The organism is Sphingobacterium sp. KH_072, from assembly GCF_057837975.1.
This window is the reverse complement of record NZ_CM174457.1, coordinates 1,625,426-1,647,126: the sequence shown is the minus strand read 5'-3', so window position 1 is coordinate 1,647,126 and position 21,701 is coordinate 1,625,426. Positions and strand designations below refer to the sequence as shown.

Sequence of the window (21,701 nt, the reverse complement as noted above, 5' to 3'; positions counted from 1 at the left end):
TAGTAAATCTTACAAACTTTTAATCCTACTCAACGTTTTAGGGAAATGCAGCAATCCGCTAAGAATTATCACATCGCCGTTCTGGGAGCTGGCATCTCCGGAGTTACCTTGCTATTAGAAGGGCTAAAACAGCAGCTGTGGCAAGATAAATCTATTCTCCTAATTGGCGATTCCTTATCGAGCACACCGAATAAACGGATCTCGTTCTGGTCAACAACCGCCGATCTTGTGCCCGAATTCCAACACTTAAAATGGAGTAACTTGGCTGTTATTTCGCATACGGGAAGTAAGATACCTTTGGCGTTGGATGAATATGCATACTACAGTTTTGATGCGGCAGCCTACCGGCAGGATGCACTGTCAGAAATCAGTAAATACGATAACGTCACGATTATAGAAGGCCAGGTGCTTCATGTCGAACAAAACGATACGTGCTGTGAAATTCATAGCGATAATGGCCATTATGTGGCTGAATATATTTTTCAGACGATCTATGAGAAACCTACGTTAGAACCACATAGCCATTATTTTTTACAACACTTCACCGGTTGGAAAATCAGCACCGATCAGGTCTTTTGGCAGGCCGATGAAGCCATCATTATGGATTACCGTACCACACAAGAGCATGGTACCTCATTTGTCTATGCATTACCAGCTTCGCAGCATGAAATTTTCGTGGAGTACACTATCTTCTCACAAACATTAATCCCGCGGGCAGAATATGCTGAAAAGCTAGATGTCTATTTGCGAGATGTTTGCAAAGTTACGAAGTACGAAATTTTGGAAGAGGAGCATGGCGTAATTCCGATGACGGATCACCACTTTGCACGACGAGATCGTCGGGTATACTTTTTAGGATCAGCAGGAGGGGATACGCGCGGATCTACGGGTTATACTTTTACGAATGTAAAGCGGACAATAGCCAACATTTTACAATCGATTAAAAATCGGGAATGGCCAAATATCGATTTGCCAACGCAGCATAAAGAACAGTTTTATGATGCGATTTTGCTGCATGTATTAGCCCAAGGAAATTACCCTGGGCATGCATTGTTTTCCGATTTGTTTCGCAAGGCACGTGCTTCGCACGTGTTTCGATTTTTAGATGGTCAGTCCAATTTCCAGAATGACCTTCGAATCATGATGAGCTTACGCAAATGGCCTTTTGTTTTAGGCATGTTGCGCACGCTGCGTCTGATGATAATCAAAAGATAATTAGCTCGCTTCCGCAAAATCCATGTCCTCCGCAGCTTCTTCTTGCAGAATAGCCATTAACAACAAGTAATATCCTTTATCCAACCCTAATTTTGCTGCTTTTGTTTCGATAGTATCCATAGCCTTTATTTTTTGGTGTGTGAATGATATTGTTTTACGATAAGACTATTCCAAACGCGATGCCAAACAAGAGAATTTCAGCCAAGAGAAACGCAATCAGGTATTATGGCTCGCGGCTTTAGCGTATAATGCCCCGCCGATGAGCATTTTACCTACATAGAGGTGCTAATAGCGCTTATGATAGGTGTAACAGGTGTTTTTCGCAATCGCGAACAATGCGAAAACTACCTGCACCGTACTTAGAGTATGTAGTATGAATGAATTTGCGAACTACCCGAAAGAGAGATAAATCGGGTAGTCTATGAGGTGTAGATGAAGTTATTTTCTGTTACTACTATTAGCTGATGGGCAAACTGAAATGAAATGTAGATCCTTCTCCCCAAATACTTTCTGTCCAGATGCGACCATAATGTCGCTGTACGATTTCGGCAGATAAATAAAGACCGATCCCAAATCCAGCAATATTCTCCATGCTTTTACTTTTTACGCGGTAATAGCGGTCAAATAGGTGATCGATATCTTCTGCTTTGATACCCATTCCAAAATCTTGGACACTCACGATAATCATACTATCTGCTACGCGAGTCCGCACAATAACTTTTTTCCCACTTGGCGAATATTTCACCGCATTGCTGACCAAATTGTACAAGACTGAGCTAATCTTTTCCCGATCTGCATTTAGCATCACCGTATTCTCTTCTTCGTAAGTGATTTCATGGCTTTCTGCCACATCTTTAGCCGTATCAATCGTTTCTTCAATCAAGGTGCGTAAGCAAAATTGTTGCGGCTGCAGATGGATTTTTCCAGAATCCAAGCGAGAAACATTTAGAAAACCATTGATCAGGGTATTCATCTTCCTCAGTTGTGCGAAGAGTTTGTCTAATTTATCAGAGGTAAAATCGTCGGCATTTGTTTGCGCTTTGCGTTGCAGGATCTGCACATAACCACTCATCGCCGTTAATGGTGTTTTAAGCTCATGGCTCACCATTGCAATAAAATCATCTTTTCGCTGACTATCAACTTTAGATTCGGTGATATCCAGCAAAGTTCCGATTAGTCCGAGGACCTCACCATGTTCGTCCAATTCGACTTTTCCAGTAGAATGCAACCATTTGCGAGCAGACCCATCTGCAGGTTGCATCTGGTATTCTATACTAAAGCGCCCTTTGCTATCTACCGCATTTTGAATCGCTTCTAAGAACTGCATACGATATTCGGCTACAATAATTGGTATCGTCTGGTCGAATAGTAAAGGTGTGCCTACCGGAATACCATGTAACCGATACGCGATATCCGAAAAGAAAAGATTATTCGTACCCCAATCGGTTCGCCAAGTTCCTAGATTGGCGGCCTCCATCGACAAAAGCAACGTGTCAGACGTTTTCTCTAGCGCTTTTCGCGCATTGATTAAGGTCGTTACATCAGCGGCTACAGCCATAACGCCAGTTATGCGATTATCCGATTGCAGCGCCTCAATGGTCAGATTCAGATACGTGGTTTCTACTACATCATTGCGCTTGATATTCAGTGGAAATTCAGAAGAAATAAACCGTTCGCCCGTTCGGAATACCTGATCTTTGATCTCCTGCATGCCTTGAGCCACCAACTCTGGAATAGCTTCAAACAACGGCTTGCCGATAGTATCTTGCGCACTACGACCCCAGTACTGCAACATGCGATCGTTCGCAATATCGATGATATGGTAAGGGCCCTGATAGATAGCGATGGCCACTGGCGCATTGGTAATAAGCGCCCGCAATTGCTGTTCGGCCTGATTGCGTACGACCATAATCTTGATTTGTGCACGCACTTTGGTTAGCAGTTCTGCTGCCGCAAATGGTTTGACCAAATAATCATCAGCACCAGCTTCCAGACCGTCTATGCGTGCTTCAGCTCCGGCGCGTGCCGAAAGAAAAATAACGGGTAAACGTGCGGTGTGTTTATGACTGCGTATGAGATGAAGTAATTCTTTACCATCCATTACCGGCATCATGATATCACTCAATACCAAGTCGGGCATATTGGCTTGTATACTATTCCAAGCGGTAACACCATTAGTAGCGATATCAACGTGGAAATAAGGTTTGAGCAAGCGTTTGAGGTAGTCACGCATATCGGCATTATCATCCACAACCAGAATGCGGATATTAGTTGTATACGATTGTTCCTCCAAATTTTCTGGAATACCAACCGGCGGCGACTGGAAATCAGTATCATCTTCTTGTTCCAACAAACTGACTGCTTCTTGGATAAATGCACCTTTCAATGCAGACGTATCGGCATCGATGCCCGATTCAGAAACCAAGCCAGCAGGAAGATGCTTTTTACCTAAAGGGATGCGCACCGTAAAGGTCGAACCAACACCTTCGCTGCTTTCGACGCTAATCTCACCACCATGCAACAAAACTAGTTCATGCACTAAAGAAAGCCCGATACCAGATCCTTCATGTGTACGGCCAGCAGTATTCTCCACGCGATGAAAGCGCTCAAACATGTGCGGCAATTCCTTGGCAGGAATTCCCGTACCTGTATCCTTTACTTGCAGAAAAGCTTCATCATCAGCCGCGTAAACGGAGATTTGAATGCTTCCTTCCCAAGTAAATTTGAAGGCATTCGATAGTAAATTCAACACGATTTTCTCCCACATTTGCCGATCTACATAGATCTCGTTGGCAATTGGTGTCGCGTTAACGACTAAGTTCATGCCTGCTTTCTCAATAATCGATCGAAAGCTACTGGCCAAATCTACAGTGAGCTCGCCCAGGTCGACTTTTTGATACACGGCCTGTGTACGGCCTGCTTCTACACGGCTATAATCCAATAAATTATTGACGAGTTTGAGCAAACGTAGTGCATTGCGATGTGCAGATTCTAAAGGCGCTTGCAGGTTCGTAGGCAAAGTATGGTCTTGTAGAACATCTTCTAACGGACCCAACATCAGGGTTAGTGGAGTTCGGAATTCGTGACTTACATTGCTAAAAAACAAGGTTTTAGATCGGTCGATCTCCGCTAACGCTTCGGCACGTTTTAATTCTTGTTCGTAAGCATATACATTGGAAAATGATGTACTGTATGTGTTTTGTAATTGCTCGTAAAAATTACGATAATCACTATCTAGCGCTCTGCGAGCACTTACGCCGGCTATCAGAAAGCAAAATGCTTCTTCTTGTCCGCTAATGCGGATAGGAAGAATAACTGCTGATGAGGGACATTCAGGATAAGGTTGGCATTCGAAATCATCAAAAATAGCCGTCAAATTTTGAACTTCTTCGATCACCCCACTATATCTGCTTTGTTGTAAAGGCCAACTGTTGGTGTCTATGTCGAGATGTAAGCTTTCGGGAGTTAGTTTACCATCGGTTGGTAATCCTGATGAACTGATTAGTTTCACGGTATCTTGTTGACTATCTAATTGATACAACATCAAAAAGGGTAGATCCAGTTCACAGTCTGGTTGCAGCTTGCGTGTCACATCCGCAATATCTTGAATGCTTTTTGCTTCGCCCAATGCAGCACCCAAATCGCGCAATACCTTGGTACGTCGGCCACTTAATATTTTCACGGTTGTTTCAGTGATCGGATGGAAGATCCCGCCAATACCGCCAGATTCGTCTCGAATTGGCGCAAACGAAAACGTCATAAAAGCTTCCTCCAGATAGCCATGGCGATCCAAAAACATGCGCTGATCATTGATATACGTTCCTTCGCCTTGCTCGCCGCGCGTAAAGGCATCACCGACAACCTCTAAAGCGGTTTCCCAACAAATTCTAAAATTTTGCCCCATCGATTCAGGATGCTTTGCACCACAAATCGGCCGGTAGCTGTCATTATAGATTTGAATAGTCTCTGGTCCCCAAGCGATTAGAATTGGAAAGGTAGAAGATAGACACAAACTGACCGAAGTTCGCAAGCTTTGCGGCCAACTTTCTACTGGCCCCAGTGCTGTCTTCGACCAATCCATACTTCGGATAAGTGCACCCATCTCGCCACCTCCAGAGAGGAATTGAGGAATATCTTGCGATTCCATTGTGTTCATGTAGTAAATGTGTGGAATATCCTACCAAAAGGATACTAACCAAGCGGTTCTAAAAATACGTATTTACTTTCTGATTTACCGCAAGTACTGCGCAGTATTATGTGCTGATCAAATCACGAATAGCAGCCGAAGCAATCGCACCGCCAAAGGCAGCTGGCAGGTACGACATTGTGCCGTAGGCCGACTTTTTGTAGTTGGTACCATCCGTATACAATAGAGAAGCTTTATTGGGCAATTCGATCGAAAAAGCAACTTTTACACCCTGACCAATATCATGCTTACGCAATTTCTTGCGGATATGTCTGGCCAACTTGCAATTGTACGAATCACTGATATCGCCGATACGGATTTGGGTAGGATCTACTTTTCCGCCAGCGCCCATGGAGCTGATAAACGGAATATTAGCGGCATAAGCTGATCGGATCAGAAATAATTTTGGCGTGATACTATCAATGGCCTCAATAATGTAATCTGGTTTTAGGTCGAGAAAAAAAGGTATTCTTTCGGGCACAACAAATTCTTCAAAAACTTGCAGTTCCAGTTCAGGATTTATAGCCAGCAAGCGCTCTCGCATGATCTCGGCCTTAGAAACACCATGGTTAGTGGCTAATGCCGGAAGTTGTCTGTTTCTATTGGATGGATCGACGGTATCACCGTCTATAATCGTCATTTTGCCCACACCACTACGACATATAAACTCTGCCGCAAAAGATCCTACACCACCCAATCCAAGTACCATCACATGTGCATTGGTCAAGGTCTTAATGGCGTCGCCGCCAATCAAAGCTTCCGTACGAGAAAGCCACGATACATCTTTCATTCTTATTGTAAATAACTAATTAAATACCTTTTCAAAATTTGCCCAAAGCTGCGCTTGCAATTGATCTAAGCGCAGCTTTCGAACGCGGCAAAAATACATATAAATTTGGGAGATTGGGCTGGTCGAATTGTCTGTCTCCAAGAACATACGATCAAGTGGGATGGTGCTTATCAATTCGTCCTGACGACCATTTAACACACTCGCTCCAAGCGAAAGATAAAAGCCTTGCTGTAGAAGCTGCTCCGCTAGATCCTTGTTCTTGTTAAACCCATGTATGATGATCGGGCGCACGATTTGTGCATTATTTACTAACTGGATCACTTCCTGATAGGCACGTACGCAATGCACGATCACTGGTTTTGAAAATTCGGAGGCCAATCGAAGTTGTGCTGTGAAAATAGATTCCTGCGTTTCCCAATCAATTTCTGTTATCTTATCCAGTCCGCACTCGCCAATAGCCAGAATGGCTGGATTAGTTTGCAACATTTCGCGAAGCGTCACTAACTGAGCTGTCCCACCATCCCGTATATACCAAGGATGTATACCTACCGAGCAGGCTTCATCAATAATATCATCCTGATCTACAATTACATTGCGTACGCGATAAGCAGACGATGACTGTTCATCCGCTTGATGCGTATGGATATCAATAAATGACGATCTATCTTGCACGACGGAAGTCTAAGATTTTACTTGGAACCGTATCTTTTGACAATACGGAGTGCACTAAATTTTGCGCCATCAAAATGGGGTTCGTCGAGCGTCAGCTCGGTAGGATAGGGCGATTGCTTATCAAAAAAATAAATCTTGGTCACACTACCATAATCGTTGGTCGGAAAGAGGTCCGCACATTGCTCATATTGCGCCTTTGCCTGATCTCCAACGGTAACCGCATATATTCGGATAATGCCGCCTTTATTCTGTTCGTTGCGCACAAAGGCTACTTCTTCAAAATCTCCCGGAACGTCTTTTATGTTAGGTTGGCTGTAACTATCGTAGATAAAATAGCCTAATAACAAGACTATAGCGCCTACGAACCAAATTATTTTACGTGACTTCATGTTGTTTGTTTATTGTCGAGTATCTTCTTCATCTCCCGTTTAGTCTTTCGCACCTTGGCTTCTAGCTGACTGCGAAACAAAGCATTGGTAATGCCTTTATTATCCTCAAAGTTAGCCGGGAATTCGGGTAGCGCCAAACTTTCAAGCACCGTGCCGCCATCGAAGGGCATTCGTGCTGTCGCAATGTCCAGTACGCTCTGTCCACCGCGCGCACCATAACTGGTGGAAAGTAAGAATAGATGGGCACCTTGGTAGGGCTTTCGGCCTTTTATTCGGCTTATCCAGTCAATTAGATTTTTGTATCCAGCGGAGTAATTGCCGTTATGCTCCGCAAAAGAAATGATAATCAAATCTGCTGCATCTAAATGTGCCGCAAAATCATGAGCTAGCTGCGGAACACCATTTTTCCTTTCTCGATCTGCCGAATAGATCGGCATTTCAAAATCATGAATATGTACGATTTCGACCTCGTCTTCCTTATAATATTTGGATACGCTGGTGGCGAATTTCTGATTGATGGACTTGGAACTATTCGATGCGCCAAATGCTAAAACTTTCATGGTTAAAAGTACGATTATCTTTGTGAAGACACAACCGCAATAAGCTTATCTTATTAGTTCGCAGCTTCTACAACAACCTTTCCTTCGCGACCTGGAGATCCAGAATAAACCTGACCTTGTGGGATACCACCCATTCGGCCACCACCACTCATGCCGATACGGCTCATCACCAAAGCTACATCCGTTTGCGGATTGACACGGCGGCCACCGGCACTTGCATCTATTTTTAAATGTTGTTTAGCTTTGTGATTTTCTTGTTGTGGTATTAATCCGTTCGGATCGTAATGAACAGTGACATTGCCACCGTCACCATTGGGGTGCGTGCGCGTACCATTCATGGCATCAATTCCTCGTGCTATTACGTACAATGATTGGAATTTGGCAAAATGGATATCAATATCGAAGTTGGACGCATTATTCTTGCTGCCAATTCCTGAAAAGACCACATCTTTTCCAATTTCGGCATAGCCGATTTTCAATTGCACATCCTTCAATCCAAAGAATTGCAGCGATGCACGATCTTTCATAATCAACGTATCGATGTGTACTGTAATAGTGGAATCACGGCCTTTATTGCGAAATGTTTTATTCTTCTTTTTGGATAAAACGAGTTTCCCGATATGCTCCTCAATGCGATTTTCCTCGTCTTTATATTGTGCCGAACCTACTGTGCTGTAAGTGAAACAAGCAGTCAATAACAGGCACCACATCAGCGGTAAACTTAGTAAGCGTTTCATAAGCGTATATATTTATAATTTTAGACCCCACGCTATAGGAATAGGTTTAATGTAAGTTATGACGTCATTACAAAGGGAGACGACACGGCGATCGGCTCTTTATTAAATAACCTGTATAGCTATTTTAGGATAAGGCCGTGTTGGAACCATACTTATAAAGGTGAACTAAACGCCTATATAACGTTAAGGTGATGGCTATCAATAGACACTGCCACACCTTTGAGTTTAGGCTTCGGAAATACGTAACTTCGATGGCGGACTATTGCGCTGCGCTCAAATAACCAACGATCTTGCTTGCCGTTCTGGCAGAAGCACCTGGCTCACCTAACTTTTCACGCAATACATCGTAATTCTCCAGTACGCTGGCACGATGTATGGGATTGGTGATGAATTCGCCGATTTCATCGGCGATATTGCTCGCTGTGCAATCGCCTTGGATAAGCTCCCGGACAGAAAGATAATCGTTAATCAAATTCACCAAAGAGATAAACCGGACCTTAATCAGTTTTCGTGCGATAGCAATACTAATGGGGTTGGCTTTATACACCACCACTTGTGGCACACGCAGAATAGCAGTTTCCAACGTGGCTGTGCCACTAGTCACGACTGCAGCTACCGCATGCTTTAATAAATCATACGTTTGATCGAAGACGATCTTTATGGGCAAATCGCCAATGATATTCCGGTAGTAGGCTTCATTAAAATTCGGAGCTCCAGCGATCACGACCTGATGTGAAGGAAATTTATGATACAGCTCTGCCATTTCAGGCAAGATACGTTCAATCTCCATCTTGCGGCTACCTGGCAGTAATGCAATGATATCTTCGATCGGCGAAAGCCCATTGTCGGCCACAAAACTCGTATTGACTTCGTGTGCTGAAATTGCATCCAGCAATGGATTTCCCACATAATCTGCGACGTAATGATATTCTTTGTAGAAATCGACTTCGAAAGGCAGAATACAGAACATGTGATCCACCACTTTTTTAATCTTATACACCCGTTTCTGATTCCAAGCCCAGATCTTTGGCGAGATGTAATAGCTCGTCGTGATACCATTCTTCTTGGCAAAGTCAGCAATCTTCAGATTAAAGCCTGGAAAATCAATCAGAATCACCGTATCTGGCCGCACACGCAAAAGATCTTCTTTCACAGCTCGCATATTACGTGCAATGGATGATAAGTTAAAAATCACCTCTACGAAGCCCATAAAGGCCATTTGAGAAGTATGAATCAATGCTTTTTGCCCGCTTTCGGCTTCCATCAGCGATCCACCAACGATGGCAAATTCGGCTTCAGGATCTTCCTTTTTTAATGCTTTAATCAGGTTTGCTCCATGCAGATCGCCAGAAGCTTCACCTGCTATGATATAATATTTCATACTAATTTTTACGCTTTTAATAATAGCCTACTTCCACAGAAGTACACTGATTTGTCCGTTACTGCCAGCCAGATACACTCTTTTTCCAGAACGGGATTTTCCGAGCACGTTATAACTATCTGTTGAGATCGTATTCCAATGCTGCCCACCGTCTGTAGAGATATCCGTACCCGAAGTACCTGTTGCGACCAATTTTTGTTTGCTGATATGCATTACCGCCGATCTAAATCCACCGACAGGTTTTGCTGGGCTTATCCAATTATCGCCACCGTCATGTGTGAGGTATACATTATGCTCGTTACATTGATCGTGGAGGTAATCTCCACCCACAATGACACCATTCTTGTCATTCCAAAAGCTCAGCGAAAAAATCCCTTGACTGGTTGCGCCGCTGATGATGGGAGTTAACATTTTGTACATCAGCATCTTTTTTTCGTTTCTGCGAAATACTGCGGCAAATGAGCCACCACTGCCAATCCAAAGATTGTCTCCCTGCAGCTGTAAACCCGTACCGCTCGCGGCAAAACCCACTTCACCCGGTTCTGCAAAAAGCAATAAACTGCCGGAGACATCCGTCCAAGTTTCGCCACGATCGTTTGATTGCAACAATTGAAAAAAACCGTCAATAGGATCGCCTATGGCATAACCACGATCACCGTGAAAATCCATCCCATTCAAGAAAATCTCTGGATCATCATTATGATAAACTTGTGTCCATGATGTTCCTCCATCTACTGTTCGCAGAATAACAGCCGGAGCGCCCGCGCTGACGATAACTGCTTCGTAATTGTTAAATACCGCAATATCTCTAAAATCGGTTTCCTCGTAACCTGCAGGATCAACCCATTCCCACGTTTCTCCCTTATCTAAGGATTTACCGACTGTACCATTAGTCCCGCTGACCCAAATCACGCGTTCTCCATAGGTATCTAGTCCACGAAAACCAGAACTTGACTTTTTGGTCAATGGTTGAATGCTCTGTCCGAAGCTCACTATACTTGCAAAGCAAAATAGTCCTGTAAGAATTGATGAGAATAGTTTCATAAGAAGGTGCGTGTATATTTTTAATTAGGTCAGCTCACTCATCAGCTTATCAAAGGCTGATTGCAATTGTTCCAATTGCTCTTCCAATTGGGTCACACGATCAGTCAAGGTCTCTATTTGCTCATTGGATCCAGATCGGCTAACAGGTTGCTCGGTTTCGTATTCTTCCTCATTAAACTCTGCCAACAGGTGAATATACCTAATTTCTTTTTGTCCAGATCGTTTAGGCGCTATTTTTACAAAAGCAGGTGTGCTGTCTTCTAGTTTACTTAATAATTGCGCGACCTCATCAATAGACTCAAAGTCGTACAAACGACCGGCATTGCTATTAATTTCTCCTGGCGTTAATGGCCCACGAAGTAATAACAAACAAATAATAGCCAACTCCTGTGGCAAAAGCGGATATTGTATCGCCAAATTGTGCTTGTACTTCACCGCTCGACTGCCTCCGCCAACTACCGTAGATACCAAGCCAAGCTTTCTCAAATTATCCAACGTCGTTACCACCGTGTTTTCCTCATATTGCACGACGGGTCTACGCGATGTTTTCTGATTACATGCCGTTACTAATCCATTCAGCGTGAGCGGATAATACTCTGGCGTCGTCTTTGCCTTTTCCAGTAACACGCCTAATACGCGCGCTTCTTCCCCATTTAATATCGGTAGCGGTTTATGTTCTTCCATCTATTAGGTCTTTTATACGATGTGGTAAGTTACATATATTTTCCTTTCGATTGTAGTGTTAAGGAAAACGATATCCGCGCAAAAAATCTCCCACCGTCATGCGTTTCTTACCTTCAATCTGTACTACTTTTAAATCCAAATAGCGGTCGGTACAGGCAAAACGCAAATACGTTTTCTCATCCGTCTCACATTCTCCAGCTGCGATGCTCGGTTTTTCATCCACCAATACGGTTTCATAAATTTTGAGCACCTTATCGTGCAATGTGGTAAATGCTGTTGGGTAAGGGCTCAATCCGCGAATTTGATTGTAAACATCTCTGGCCGGTCTGTTCCAATCGATCAAACAATCCTCCTTGAATATTTTTGGAGCATGCTTCCAATCGGCTCCCACCATCGCATCTTGCGGTGTGGGCGTGAGCGTACCAGCACGCAGTGCATTGACCGTTTCTAACAATAGCGTGGCACCAGCTTGCATCAACGCATCATGTAGATCGCCTGCATTATCTGTTTCGGCAATAGCGACTTCCTTTTGCAATAAAACATTGCCGGTATCGATTTCGTGTTGTAGCAGAAAGGTCGTAACGCCAGAAACTTTTTCACCATTCATCACGGCATGATTGATAGGCGCTGCACCGCGATAATTGGGCAGGAGTGAGGCATGTACATTGACTGTTCCATATACTGGCATATCCCATACTACCTCGGGTAACATTCGGAAAGCGACCACGATTTGCAAATCTGCGTTATATGATTTTAATTCTTCTAGAAAAGCAGGATCGCGCAGTTTCTCGGGTTGCAAAACTGGGATTTGATGCGCTATGGCATATTGTTTCACGGCCGATTCATGCATTTTCTGACCGCGGCCAGCTGGCTTATCGGGTGTAGTTACTACGGCTACTACCTGTTCGCCAGCTTGTATTAGTGTATCAAGAGAGGCTACCGCAAAATCCGGTGTTCCCATAAATATAATTCGCATCGTCCTTGTAAATCTTTTGTAGTTTGTTTGCCATCATTCAAGGATGACATTTTTTATTAACTTTGCGAAGTTACAAAATAAAATTTCAGCTTGAATTTCTCCTATTTTTTAGCCAAAAGGATCACCGTTTTCGGCCATAGAACGTTCTCGAAGATGATTATTCGAGTTACGATCGGTGCGTTGAGCTTGGCCATTCTGGCCATCATAATGGCGGTCGCTATCTTGAAGGGATTCAAGCAAGAGATTACCGACAAACAGCGCGGCTTCTTTGGCGACATTATGATCGTCAAAAACGATGTTTCGACCTCCTACGAGAACACGCCGATCTCGCTGTCCAGCGCCAAACTGGATTCTATACGACAGCTTCCCAATGTAGAAAATGTATATCCTTTTGGAAGCAAAGCGGGCATTATCCATGTGAACCAGGAGGTGGAAGGTGTCTTGATTAAAGGTATTGATGCCAGCTATCGGCAAGATTTTCTATCTCGGATGATCGTAGAAGGAGATACCATCAATTTTGCCGCGGAGGATGCAGATAACCAGATTTTAGTATCCCAACAGACCGCCAATCGCTTGCATTTGGAGGTTGGAGATAGTTTTATTATGTATTTTGTGCAACATCCCGTTCGTAAACGTAAGCTGGAAGTCAAAGGGATATATACCACGCATTCGGAAGAATTGGATAAGATGTATATCATCGGCTCGCTTGATTTGATCAGACGGATTAACGATATGTCTCCAGAAGATGTAGGCGGTTATGAAGTCCGAATCAAAGATTTCACCCAATTGGCACTTACTTCTAGTGTAGTAGAAGATGAACTGCCGATACAAATGGCCACTACGAATGTGGTCGAACAGATGCCTGATGTTTTCAACTGGCTCGAGCTGTTGGACATGAATGATAGCGTAATCTTTGTGCTGATGGTCATCGTAGCATTGATCAATCTAGTATCGGCTTTATTGATCAACATCTTGGAGCGATCAAGCATGATCGGTATTCTGAAGGCACTTGGAATGCGCAATACACAACTGCGCAAAGTATTTTTGTACAATTCTCTATACCTCATCGGTTATGGTTTAGTAATTGGAAATGTGCTGGCTATTTTACTATACTTCTTTCAGCGTAGTACACAATTCTTCAAACTAGATCCAAGCATCTATTATGTATCTTTTGTGCCTGTACAGATTACTTGGTACGAAGTGCTTTCGCTCAATGTCGGTCTGGTAGCGATTGTATTGGTCGTACTGATTATTCCATCCATGTTAATCAGTCGCATTTCGCCCATAAAAACCATTCAGTTCAAATAAGATTTGGAGATTGTGCTTTTTGGTATTGTTTTGGTTGCGTGATGACTATAACGATGTTAAAAATTGTACATTATGGCTGAAAAAATTTCTTTGCACGCGGAAGGATCACTGCAAGTTCCACACCATCCAATCATTCCTTTTATTATTGGCGACGGTATCGGACCGGATATTTGGCATGCTGCCGTACGGGTTTTTGATCAAGCCGTATCGCATGCATATGGTGATGAAAGAGCAGTAGAGTGGAAAGAAGTACTAGCGGGTGAAAAAGCCTTTAATGAAACGGGAAGCTGGCTTCCTGAAGAAACTATTCAGGCATTTCGGGATTATCTGGTAGGGATCAAAGGTCCTTTGACTACGCCAGTTGGTGGTGGTATTCGCTCGCTCAATGTGGCCTTGCGCAAAACATTGGATTTGTACGTTTGTCTTCGTCCGACGAAGTGGTATCCGGGTACACCAACACCCGTATTGCACCCCGAATATATCGATATGGTTATCTTTCGGGAGAATACCGAAGATATTTATGTCGGCGTTGAATATGCTTCAGATTCCGAAGAAAGCAAACGGCTACAAGATTTTTTAAATAATGACCTAAAGCTGGATTATGATTTCCGAGCAAATACGGGTTTGGGCATCAAAGTAGTGTCCGAAGAAGGTACCAAACGCTTAGTACGTGCTGCTATACAATATGCGTTAGACCAGAATCGGCCTTCTGTGACGATTGTGCACAAGGGCAATATCATGAAGTACACCGAAGGCGCATTTAAGAATTGGGCATACCAGTTGGCCGAAGAAGAGTTCGGTGATCAAGTATACACGTGGGATCAATGGGATAGGACGAAAGCAGAAAAAGGGCAGGAGGAAGCGAATAAAGAACAACGCACAGCACAGGAGGCTGGTAAATTAATCGTCAAGGATGTGATCGCCGACAATTTCTTGCAGCAAATCTTGCTTGCTCCACGTGAGTATTCGGTGGTAGCGACGCTGAATCTCAATGGTGATTATGTCTCGGATGCACTGGCAGCTATTGTCGGCGGAATCGGTATCGCACCGGGTGCGAACATCAATTACCAGACTGGACATGCGATCTTCGAAGCCACTCATGGCACAGCACCACGTTTTGCCGATACCGATACGATGAATCCTTCATCAGTGATCTTAAGCGGTGTCATGTTGTTCGAATACCTAGGATGGCACGAAGTGGCCACCACAATTACCAAGGCATTAGCCAAAACCATTAAGGATAAAACGGTAACAATAGATTTTTATAACCAAATGGAGAATGCGACATTGCTAAAGACGAGTGCTTTCGCAGATCAGATCATTGCTAACTTTAAAGCGATTTCTTAAGACTTTCTCTTCCCTTTTTTGCAATTTTGAGCGCCAAAGATTACGGCTTCCTACAATATGTATAATTTTAAGAATGATTACGCAGAGGGTGCGCATCCATCCATTTTAGAACGTTTGATAGAAACCAATCTCGTGCAACAACCGGGATATGGAGAAGATGAATATGGATTGAAGGCCAAAGAATTGCTTAAAGAAAAACTGGGAAACCAATGGGCTAGCATTCACTTTGTCTCCGGAGGTACACAAGCCAACCTATTGGTAATCTCTTCATTATTACGTCCGCATGAGGCGGTTATTAGCGCCACCTCTGGCCATATCTTTGCCAACGAAGCAGGCGCTATTGAAGCGGTTGGCCACAAAGTGATTGCTGTGCCGACAAGGGACGGTAAACTCACAAGCTCCGATATTGAAAAAACGTTGCAAGCTTACCAGCTGAAGCCGCACGTCGTGAAGCCACGCTTGGTGTACATATCTAATACGACGGAGGTAGGCTCCGTGTATTCGAAAACCGAATTACAGAATCTTTACACGCAGTGTAAAGCCAATGATTTGTTGCTTTTCTTGGATGGCGCACGCTTGGGTCATGCCCTGATGGCTGCCGGAAGTGATTTACTGCTGGAAGATGTGGGCAGATTTACGGATGTGTTTTATTTGGGTGCGACTAAAAATGGTGGATTGCTTGGTGAAGCAATTATTTTCAATCATAGTGCCGTTGGTAAGGAGTTCGAATTTGTGATGAAACAAAAGGGTGCGCTGCTCGCTAAAGGTCGTTTGTTGGGTGTACAATTTCTTTGCCTTTTTGAAGGAGATTTGTACATGAAGCTGGCGCAACATGCCAATTTGATAGCGGCCAAGATCGCGCAGGCCATTCAAGACGAGGGATACCAATTTCTATCACTTCCACAATCCAATCAGCTATTCCCGATCTTGCCTACACCGCTTATTGAAAAATTGCTAGAAAAATATCAATTTTATATTTGGCAACAAATAGATGAAAATCAGGCCGTAGTGCGCTTAATCACCTCTTGGGCTACGCCCGAAGTGGTCGTAGAAGACCTAATTCAAGACATCCGATTGTATAAACAGAAAAATGTAGATTCAAACCCTGCTTAATCCTTTTTTATTCTACCGTATTCTTGCTATTTTTGCTTTTTAAGTACATCTAGGGAACAAACGGGATATGCCAGTAAAGATACCAAACAATCTACCAGCCATTGAGCTTCTCAAAGAAGAGAACATCTTTGTGATGAGTGATTTACGTGCCAGCGAGCAAGATATTAGACCGCTGCGTGTTTTGATTCTGAACCTAATGCCCCTGAAGATCAATACGGAAACAGATTTCGTACGATTGCTATCCAACAATCCGTTGCAGGTAGAGGTAGAATTTGTACGACTCGATACGCACACCCCAAAAAACACCTCCGAAGAGCACTTGGAGTTATTTTATAAAGGCTTCGGTGAAGTAACTGAGAATTTTTACGATGGCCTGATCATTACTGGTGCGCCGGTAGAAATGTTGCCTTTTGAGGAAGTGAGTTATTGGAACGAGATGAAGGTGATCTTCGACTGGGCCAAAACGCATGTAACTTCGACCTTGTATATCTGTTGGGCAGCACAGGCTGCTTTGCACCACTTTTATGGCGTAGAAAAAGTACCCTTAGATCACAAGCTTTTTGGCGTATTTAAACACAGTACCACAGAAAATCGCAGTCCCTTGTTTCGCGGATTCGACGATGAATTTTATATTCCACATAGTCGCCATACGACTATCACCAAAGAAGAATTACTGCATCAAGAAGAGATCTCGATATTGGCCGAGTCAGACGAAGCCGGTGTAGCGGTGGTATGCTCTCGTGGCGGTCGAGAATTTTATCTCACCGGCCATTCAGAATATTCACCTTGGGCACTGCACGAAGAATATTTGCGTGATGTAGAGCGTGGCAGTGATATCCAGTTACCAGAAAATTATTATCGGAACAATGATGCGAACAATCCGCCACTTGTACGCTGGAGCGGGCACGCCAATCTATTGTTCAACAACTGGTTGAATTATTTCGTGTATCAAGAAACGCCTTACGATCTCAACGATGTGCCGCATTTGGGCACATTGAATGAGCCTAACGCAACAACCGCTGACAGATAGCTTCTGCTTGCTGAATGGTAAGTCGGCGTGCGCCGACTTTTAGCTTTGCTTTCTTGTAAAACGTGCCGTCCAAAAATATTTCCTGTATCAGAGGGTGAACGTAGTATTTCTTGGCTACAGCGCGCGTATTACCCAATTCTTGTGCGATCTGGTCGATAATGGCATTCAGCAATTTTTGGCTATTTTTCAACTCATATTCAGACTGTATCGCTGCCATTAATCGCACGGCCAATATGGTAGCACCCCAAATCCGAAAACTTTTTACAGAAAGCTGGTGTTCCGTATTCTGACCCTTCAAATAGGCGTTTACATCGCGTCCGCGCAATTTTCTTATTCCCTTGGGTGCCATAGGATCCACATACTGAAACAAGTTTTTGCCGGGAATCTCTGATAAAGAAGCTACGAAGTTATATAGCTTCTTATCTTTCACGACGTGCAGTTGTGATACGCCTTTTTTGCCCACATAGCTAATGGTGACGCCCTCTTTGGATAGCGTCACATGGGATTTTTTCAAAGTAGTAAGGCCATAGGACTTGTTGGCTTTGGTATATCGGGCATTACCGACACGCATGAATGTAAGTTTGATGACTGCCAATGCCAACGCAGCCACTTTATCTTTGCTCCATTCTGGTAATTTCAAGTCTTTATTTATGCGTCGCTGCAGCGTTGGCAAATACGGACCTAATTCCAATACTTTTTGAAATTTGCTATCATTCTGATCCTGTGTCCACTCTTTATGATAAATGTATTGTTTACGATCACGGATATCATAGCCAAAACATTGAATATGGCCTTTCGGGTCTGGGCAAATCCAAACGCGTTTCCATGCAGGAGGGATCACTAAAGCTTGAATCCGCTTCAATGTGCGTTCGTTGGTAATGTACGCACCACGGAGATTCTGGTAACGATAAGATTTACCCACTTTTACTCGTTTGTATCCTTTACAGGTACAGTCTATGTACTTATATGCGCTCTTTGCCGCTTGATCGATGTTTTTCATAGATATATTGTTGTGCTAACCGGATCTATCACCTCCGCGTGATATCCAACAGACAAGTTGGGGCATTTGTTTCTTAACGGCAGAAGATAGTATTGAATATTTTTCTTAGCAAAATTGCCGCATAAAACTTTATTATCAGTGGAAATAAAAGTTTATTATTGTACTACATTAGTCAAACAAAAAGGCTTTTAAGAAGTTTATATACCAATAATGAAAGTAAAAAAGTTTAGTAGTATACCATAATCGTATCAGATCTGCGCATTTATAAATAAATCATAAATGAACTATAACTTAATAAACGATGTAATCCAATTAGTATCGGAGTTCGAAAGCACACGTTTATCGGATAGGAGATATACGAGTGATTTGCACGGATTTAAACATTGGGTAGCAGATAATCGAACCGTACAGCAGCAGCAAATGCCAGCATGGGCTAGCATGGAAAACGGACGATCAGCAGAGAGCGTGATTAGCACCTTGCTGGTACACTTGAGTAGATATGCCAAAAATTACTCGCGCTCCGTGATGTTTAATACCGAGTTTTCGACGCAAGAAGACTATATTTATCTTATCAATCTAAAGGCTTTTGGCGAGATGACCAAAATGGCTTTAATAAAGAAAAACATTCAGGATAAACCTGTCGGTATGCAAATCATCAACCGTTTAATTAAAAATGGTTGGGTGGCACAACAGGATTCTGCAACAGATCGGCGTAGCAAATTGATCTCCATTACAGATACCGGTTTGCACGTATTGAATGCGCAAATGCAAAAAATCAGGCAGGCTACGCAAATTGTGTCTGGAGATCTATTGCCCGAAGAGAAGTTAGAATTGATTCGCTTACTGCAAAAACTAGAAGCGTTTCATCATCCTATATATATGCGCAATGCCCCAGCAGAAAAACTGTTGGATCAAGCGTATCAACAATTAAAATCTACTACAATAACAAAATGAAAAAGAGGATTGCCATTATAGGATCCGGTATCTCAGGATTATCTGCCGCGGCTTACGCTGCTGCGGAAGGTCATACGGTACATGTATTTGAGAAAAATGCTGGTCCGGGAGGTCGTGCGCGTCAATTCCATACCGAGAATGGATATACCTTCGATATGGGACCTAGTTGGTACTGGATGCCCGATATCATTGACAATTTCTTTCAAGACTTTGGCAAGCGCGCCACCGATTATTTTGAGTTGATCTCTCTGGATCCGCAGTTTGAAATGGTTTTCTCGCAAGAGAATGTCGCTATTCCTCGAGATTATGCGCAGATGAAAGCCTTGTTTGATCAAATAGAACCGGGTGCTGGATTACGGCTTGACGAATTTATGGAAGCCGCCAAATACAAATATGAGGTCGGCATGCGGGATTTCGTCAACAAACCTTGCTATAGCTGGTTAGAGTTTATGTCGCCCAAGATTGCAGGCAGTGCTTTGAGACTCGATCTGCTGTCCGGTTTTAGAAAATACGTGAAGAAATACTTTAAGAATCCGAAATTGATTTCCCTAATGGAATTTCCGGTGATCTTTCTTGGTGCATCGCCACGTAAGATTCCTGCGATGTACAGCTTGATGAATTATGGTGGTTACGCCTTAGGCACCTGGTATCCAAAAGGCGGTTTTTACGAGTTAGTAAAAGCCATGAAAGCGGTAGCAGAGGAGCAAGGCGCTGTATTTCATTTTAACCAACCCGTCCAAGCGATACAATGTGCGGATGGCTCGGTGCAGACATTAAGAATAAATGGAAAAGAGCAGGCCTTTGATGCTGTCATTGCATCTTCGGATTATCATCATACCGAAACATTACTAGAGCCATCGCTCCGCAATTACGATGAGAAATACTGGGCTGGTCGTACCTTTGCGCCGTCTTGTTTAATCTATTATTTAGGGTTCAATGAGCGTATTCCAGACCTCAAACATCACACCTTATTTTTTGAAAATGATCTAGATGCACACATCGATTCCATCTACGTGGATAAAGTATGGCCAGAAAAGCCCTTATTCTACGCTTGCTGTCCGTCGCAGACAGATGATGGCGTTGCACCTGAAGGACATGAAAATGTGTTTTTATTAATGCCTTTGGCCATGGGTGTAGCAGATGATGAATCGACGCGAGAGCGCTACCTCTTGGAGATGATGGCACGACTGGAAAAACACACAGGAGCAAGTAACTTGTTGGATAAGATCGATTACAAAAAAAGCTATTGTGTATCTGATTTTAAAGAAGATTATAATGCCTATGGTGGCAATGCCTACGGCTTAGCCAATACCTTATCGCAAACTGCGGTATGGAAGCCTTCCATCAAAAACAAAAAACTGAAAAACTTATTTTATACAGGACAGCTGACTGTGCCAGGCCCTGGTGTACCACCATCTATCATATCTGGAAAAATCGTCGCTTCTGAAGTCAATAAACTTAACACACAATCCTATGAAAAAGCTGTTTGATGAATTAAGCTTCCAGGTAAGCAAAGCGACCACGGAAAAATATAGCACCAGCTTTTCCCTTGGAATTCTGGCTTTAGACAATTGCATTCGTCCGGCTGTATATGCAATCTATGGGTATGTGCGCTTGGCTGATGAGATTGTAGATAGTTTTCATGCCTACGACAAGCATTTGTTACTTCAGCGCTTTAAAGAACAGACTCATCAGGCGCTGGACGAAAAAATTTCTTTAAATCCAATCTTGCAGTCTTTTCAGGAGACAGTGCACCGTTACGATATCGATCGGGCTTTGATCCAACAGTTTCTGCATAGCATGGAAATGGATTTAAATCCGACGGAATACAATACCGAAAAGTATAAAGAGTATATATTAGGATCGGCCGAAGTGGTCGGATTGATGTGTTTGCAGGTATTTGTGGATGGCGATAAGTCCTCTTACGAAGCCCTAAAGCCTTATGCGATGAAATTAGGTTCCGCTTTCCAGAAAGTAAATTTCTTGCGCGATTTGAAAGACGATTATCAAGTACTCGGACGTACATACTTTCCTGATGTGAATATGGCGGTGTTCGATAATGCGATCAAGTCCGCTATTGAGGATGATATACATACCGAGTTTCGAGAGGCATTAGTTGGTATCAAAAAGCTGCCCGTTTCTGCTCGTTTTGGCGTGTACTTGGCTTACAAATATTATCTTTCTTTATTCAAAAAGATCAAACGTTTGCCAGCACAACGCATCATGAATGAGCGAATCCGTATTCCGAATGGACAAAAGGTATCTCTCATGATGCAAAGTTATGTCGCCTACAAAATGGCTATTTTGTAAAATTC

19 protein-coding genes are annotated in these 21,701 nt (G+C 43.2%); 8 read left to right on the top strand and 11 right to left on the bottom strand.

Annotated elements, in window-relative coordinates:
- Positions 1-45: 45 nt before the first annotated feature.
- On the top strand, positions 46-1,215 hold the full coding sequence (locus AC3IRT_RS07650; protein WP_489395803.1) for a lycopene cyclase family protein: 1,170 nt from the start codon (positions 46-48) through the stop codon (positions 1,213-1,215).
- A 457-nt stretch (positions 1,216-1,672) separates the two neighbouring features.
- Here the strand turns inward: AC3IRT_RS07650 and AC3IRT_RS07645 are convergent, their stop codons facing one another.
- The 10 genes from AC3IRT_RS07645 to fmt all read right to left on the bottom strand — a co-directional run bounded on the left by AC3IRT_RS07645 (position 1,673) and on the right by fmt (position 12,634).
- Positions 1,673-5,371, bottom strand: coding sequence for an ATP-binding protein (locus AC3IRT_RS07645; RefSeq protein WP_489395802.1), 3,699 nt, complete (start codon positions 5,369-5,371; stop codon positions 1,673-1,675).
- Positions 5,372-5,468: 97 nt separating this feature from the next.
- Positions 5,469-6,191: a tRNA threonylcarbamoyladenosine dehydratase gene (locus AC3IRT_RS07640; RefSeq protein ID WP_489395801.1), complete on the bottom strand. Its 723-nt coding sequence runs from the start codon at positions 6,189-6,191 to the stop codon at positions 5,469-5,471.
- A 15-nt stretch (positions 6,192-6,206) separates the two neighbouring features.
- Entirely contained in the window at positions 6,207-6,863 is a 657-nt protein-coding gene (locus AC3IRT_RS07635; protein ID WP_489395800.1) for a TatD family hydrolase, read from the bottom strand.
- A gap of 17 nt (positions 6,864-6,880) precedes the next feature.
- Positions 6,881-7,252 (bottom strand): hypothetical protein, encoded by a 372-nt coding sequence (locus tag AC3IRT_RS07630; protein ID WP_489395799.1) that lies wholly within the window; start codon positions 7,250-7,252, stop codon positions 6,881-6,883.
- Entirely contained in the window at positions 7,249-7,812 is a 564-nt protein-coding gene (locus tag AC3IRT_RS07625) for an NADPH-dependent FMN reductase (protein ID WP_489395798.1), read from the bottom strand. The genes AC3IRT_RS07630 and AC3IRT_RS07625 overlap by 4 nt, the downstream gene beginning before the upstream one ends.
- Before the next feature lie 53 nt (positions 7,813-7,865).
- Entirely contained in the window at positions 7,866-8,549 is a 684-nt protein-coding gene (locus AC3IRT_RS07620; RefSeq protein ID WP_489395797.1) for a hypothetical protein, read from the bottom strand.
- Positions 8,550-8,808: 259 nt separating this feature from the next.
- On the bottom strand, positions 8,809-9,930 hold the full coding sequence (lpxB, locus tag AC3IRT_RS07615) for a lipid-A-disaccharide synthase (protein WP_489395796.1): 1,122 nt from the start codon (positions 9,928-9,930) through the stop codon (positions 8,809-8,811).
- A 27-nt stretch (positions 9,931-9,957) separates the two neighbouring features.
- The gene (locus AC3IRT_RS07610; RefSeq protein WP_489395795.1) at positions 9,958-10,974 is read right to left on the bottom strand and encodes a YCF48-related protein; all 1,017 of its coding nucleotides are present in this window, start codon (positions 10,972-10,974) and stop codon (positions 9,958-9,960) included.
- Between the two features lie 24 nt (positions 10,975-10,998).
- Positions 10,999-11,658, bottom strand: coding sequence for a YceH family protein (locus AC3IRT_RS07605; protein ID WP_489395794.1), 660 nt, complete (start codon positions 11,656-11,658; stop codon positions 10,999-11,001).
- Between the two features lie 58 nt (positions 11,659-11,716).
- Complete coding sequence (gene fmt / locus AC3IRT_RS07600) at positions 11,717-12,634, bottom strand: methionyl-tRNA formyltransferase (protein ID WP_489395793.1); 918 nt, start codon at positions 12,632-12,634, stop codon at positions 11,717-11,719.
- 153 nt (positions 12,635-12,787) lie between these two features.
- Between fmt and AC3IRT_RS07595 the strand changes: the two genes are divergently transcribed.
- The 4 genes from AC3IRT_RS07595 to metA all read left to right on the top strand — a co-directional run bounded on the left by AC3IRT_RS07595 (position 12,788) and on the right by metA (position 17,432).
- Positions 12,788-13,942 (top strand): ABC transporter permease, encoded by a 1,155-nt coding sequence (locus tag AC3IRT_RS07595; RefSeq protein WP_489395792.1) that lies wholly within the window; start codon positions 12,788-12,790, stop codon positions 13,940-13,942.
- Between the two features lie 72 nt (positions 13,943-14,014).
- The gene (gene icd, locus AC3IRT_RS07590) at positions 14,015-15,289 is read left to right on the top strand and encodes an NADP-dependent isocitrate dehydrogenase (RefSeq protein WP_489395791.1); all 1,275 of its coding nucleotides are present in this window, start codon (positions 14,015-14,017) and stop codon (positions 15,287-15,289) included.
- 57 nt (positions 15,290-15,346) lie between these two features.
- Complete coding sequence (locus tag AC3IRT_RS07585) at positions 15,347-16,402, top strand: threonine aldolase family protein (RefSeq protein ID WP_489395790.1); 1,056 nt, start codon at positions 15,347-15,349, stop codon at positions 16,400-16,402.
- Positions 16,403-16,469: 67 nt separating this feature from the next.
- The gene (gene metA, locus AC3IRT_RS07580; RefSeq protein ID WP_489395789.1) at positions 16,470-17,432 is read left to right on the top strand and encodes a homoserine O-acetyltransferase MetA; all 963 of its coding nucleotides are present in this window, start codon (positions 16,470-16,472) and stop codon (positions 17,430-17,432) included.
- Here metA and AC3IRT_RS07575 read toward each other — a convergent pair.
- Positions 17,407-18,432 carry a DNA topoisomerase IB gene (locus AC3IRT_RS07575; protein WP_489395788.1) on the bottom strand — a complete coding sequence of 342 codons (1,026 nt, stop codon included), beginning with the start codon at positions 18,430-18,432 and terminating at the stop codon, positions 17,407-17,409. The genes metA and AC3IRT_RS07575 overlap by 26 nt on opposite strands.
- A gap of 279 nt (positions 18,433-18,711) precedes the next feature.
- Between AC3IRT_RS07575 and AC3IRT_RS07570 the strand changes: the two genes are divergently transcribed.
- From AC3IRT_RS07570 to AC3IRT_RS07560, 3 genes are read left to right on the top strand one after another with little or no spacing between them, the layout of a single operon-like run.
- Positions 18,712-19,386, top strand: coding sequence for a MarR family winged helix-turn-helix transcriptional regulator (locus AC3IRT_RS07570; protein WP_489395787.1), 675 nt, complete (start codon positions 18,712-18,714; stop codon positions 19,384-19,386).
- Positions 19,383-20,876 (top strand): phytoene desaturase family protein, encoded by a 1,494-nt coding sequence (locus tag AC3IRT_RS07565; RefSeq protein ID WP_489395786.1) that lies wholly within the window; start codon positions 19,383-19,385, stop codon positions 20,874-20,876. Before AC3IRT_RS07570 ends, AC3IRT_RS07565 begins: the two co-directional genes overlap by 4 nt.
- A complete protein-coding gene (locus tag AC3IRT_RS07560) occupies positions 20,860-21,696 on the top strand; it encodes a phytoene/squalene synthase family protein (protein ID WP_489395785.1) in 837 nt (278 codons plus the stop codon). Before AC3IRT_RS07565 ends, AC3IRT_RS07560 begins: the two co-directional genes overlap by 17 nt.
- The last annotated feature ends 5 nt before the right edge of the window (positions 21,697-21,701 follow it).

Coding starts and splice junctions, on each gene's coding strand:
- AC3IRT_RS07650 (WP_489395803.1), top strand. CDS start 46: ATGCAGCAATCCGCTAAGAATTATCACATCGCCGTTCTGGGAGCTGGC.
- AC3IRT_RS07645 (WP_489395802.1), bottom strand. CDS start 5,371: ATGAACACAATGGAATCGCAAGATATTCCTCAATTCCTCTCTGGAGGT.
- AC3IRT_RS07640 (WP_489395801.1), bottom strand. CDS start 6,191: ATGAAAGATGTATCGTGGCTTTCTCGTACGGAAGCTTTGATTGGCGGC.
- AC3IRT_RS07630 (WP_489395799.1), bottom strand. CDS start 7,252: ATGAAGTCACGTAAAATAATTTGGTTCGTAGGCGCTATAGTCTTGTTA.
- AC3IRT_RS07625 (WP_489395798.1), bottom strand. CDS start 7,812: ATGAAAGTTTTAGCATTTGGCGCATCGAATAGTTCCAAGTCCATCAAT.
- AC3IRT_RS07620 (WP_489395797.1), bottom strand. CDS start 8,549: ATGAAACGCTTACTAAGTTTACCGCTGATGTGGTGCCTGTTATTGACT.
- lpxB (WP_489395796.1), bottom strand. CDS start 9,930: ATGAAATATTATATCATAGCAGGTGAAGCTTCTGGCGATCTGCATGGA.
- AC3IRT_RS07610 (WP_489395795.1), bottom strand. CDS start 10,974: ATGAAACTATTCTCATCAATTCTTACAGGACTATTTTGCTTTGCAAGT.
- AC3IRT_RS07605 (WP_489395794.1), bottom strand. CDS start 11,658: ATGGAAGAACATAAACCGCTACCGATATTAAATGGGGAAGAAGCGCGC.
- fmt (WP_489395793.1), bottom strand. CDS start 12,634: ATGCGAATTATATTTATGGGAACACCGGATTTTGCGGTAGCCTCTCTT.
- AC3IRT_RS07595 (WP_489395792.1), top strand. CDS start 12,788: ATGATTATTCGAGTTACGATCGGTGCGTTGAGCTTGGCCATTCTGGCC.
- icd (WP_489395791.1), top strand. CDS start 14,015: ATGGCTGAAAAAATTTCTTTGCACGCGGAAGGATCACTGCAAGTTCCA.
- AC3IRT_RS07585 (WP_489395790.1), top strand. CDS start 15,347: ATGTATAATTTTAAGAATGATTACGCAGAGGGTGCGCATCCATCCATT.
- metA (WP_489395789.1), top strand. CDS start 16,470: ATGCCAGTAAAGATACCAAACAATCTACCAGCCATTGAGCTTCTCAAA.
- AC3IRT_RS07575 (WP_489395788.1), bottom strand. CDS start 18,432: ATGAAAAACATCGATCAAGCGGCAAAGAGCGCATATAAGTACATAGAC.
- AC3IRT_RS07570 (WP_489395787.1), top strand. CDS start 18,712: ATGAACTATAACTTAATAAACGATGTAATCCAATTAGTATCGGAGTTC.
- AC3IRT_RS07565 (WP_489395786.1), top strand. CDS start 19,383: ATGAAAAAGAGGATTGCCATTATAGGATCCGGTATCTCAGGATTATCT.
- AC3IRT_RS07560 (WP_489395785.1), top strand. CDS start 20,860: ATGAAAAAGCTGTTTGATGAATTAAGCTTCCAGGTAAGCAAAGCGACC.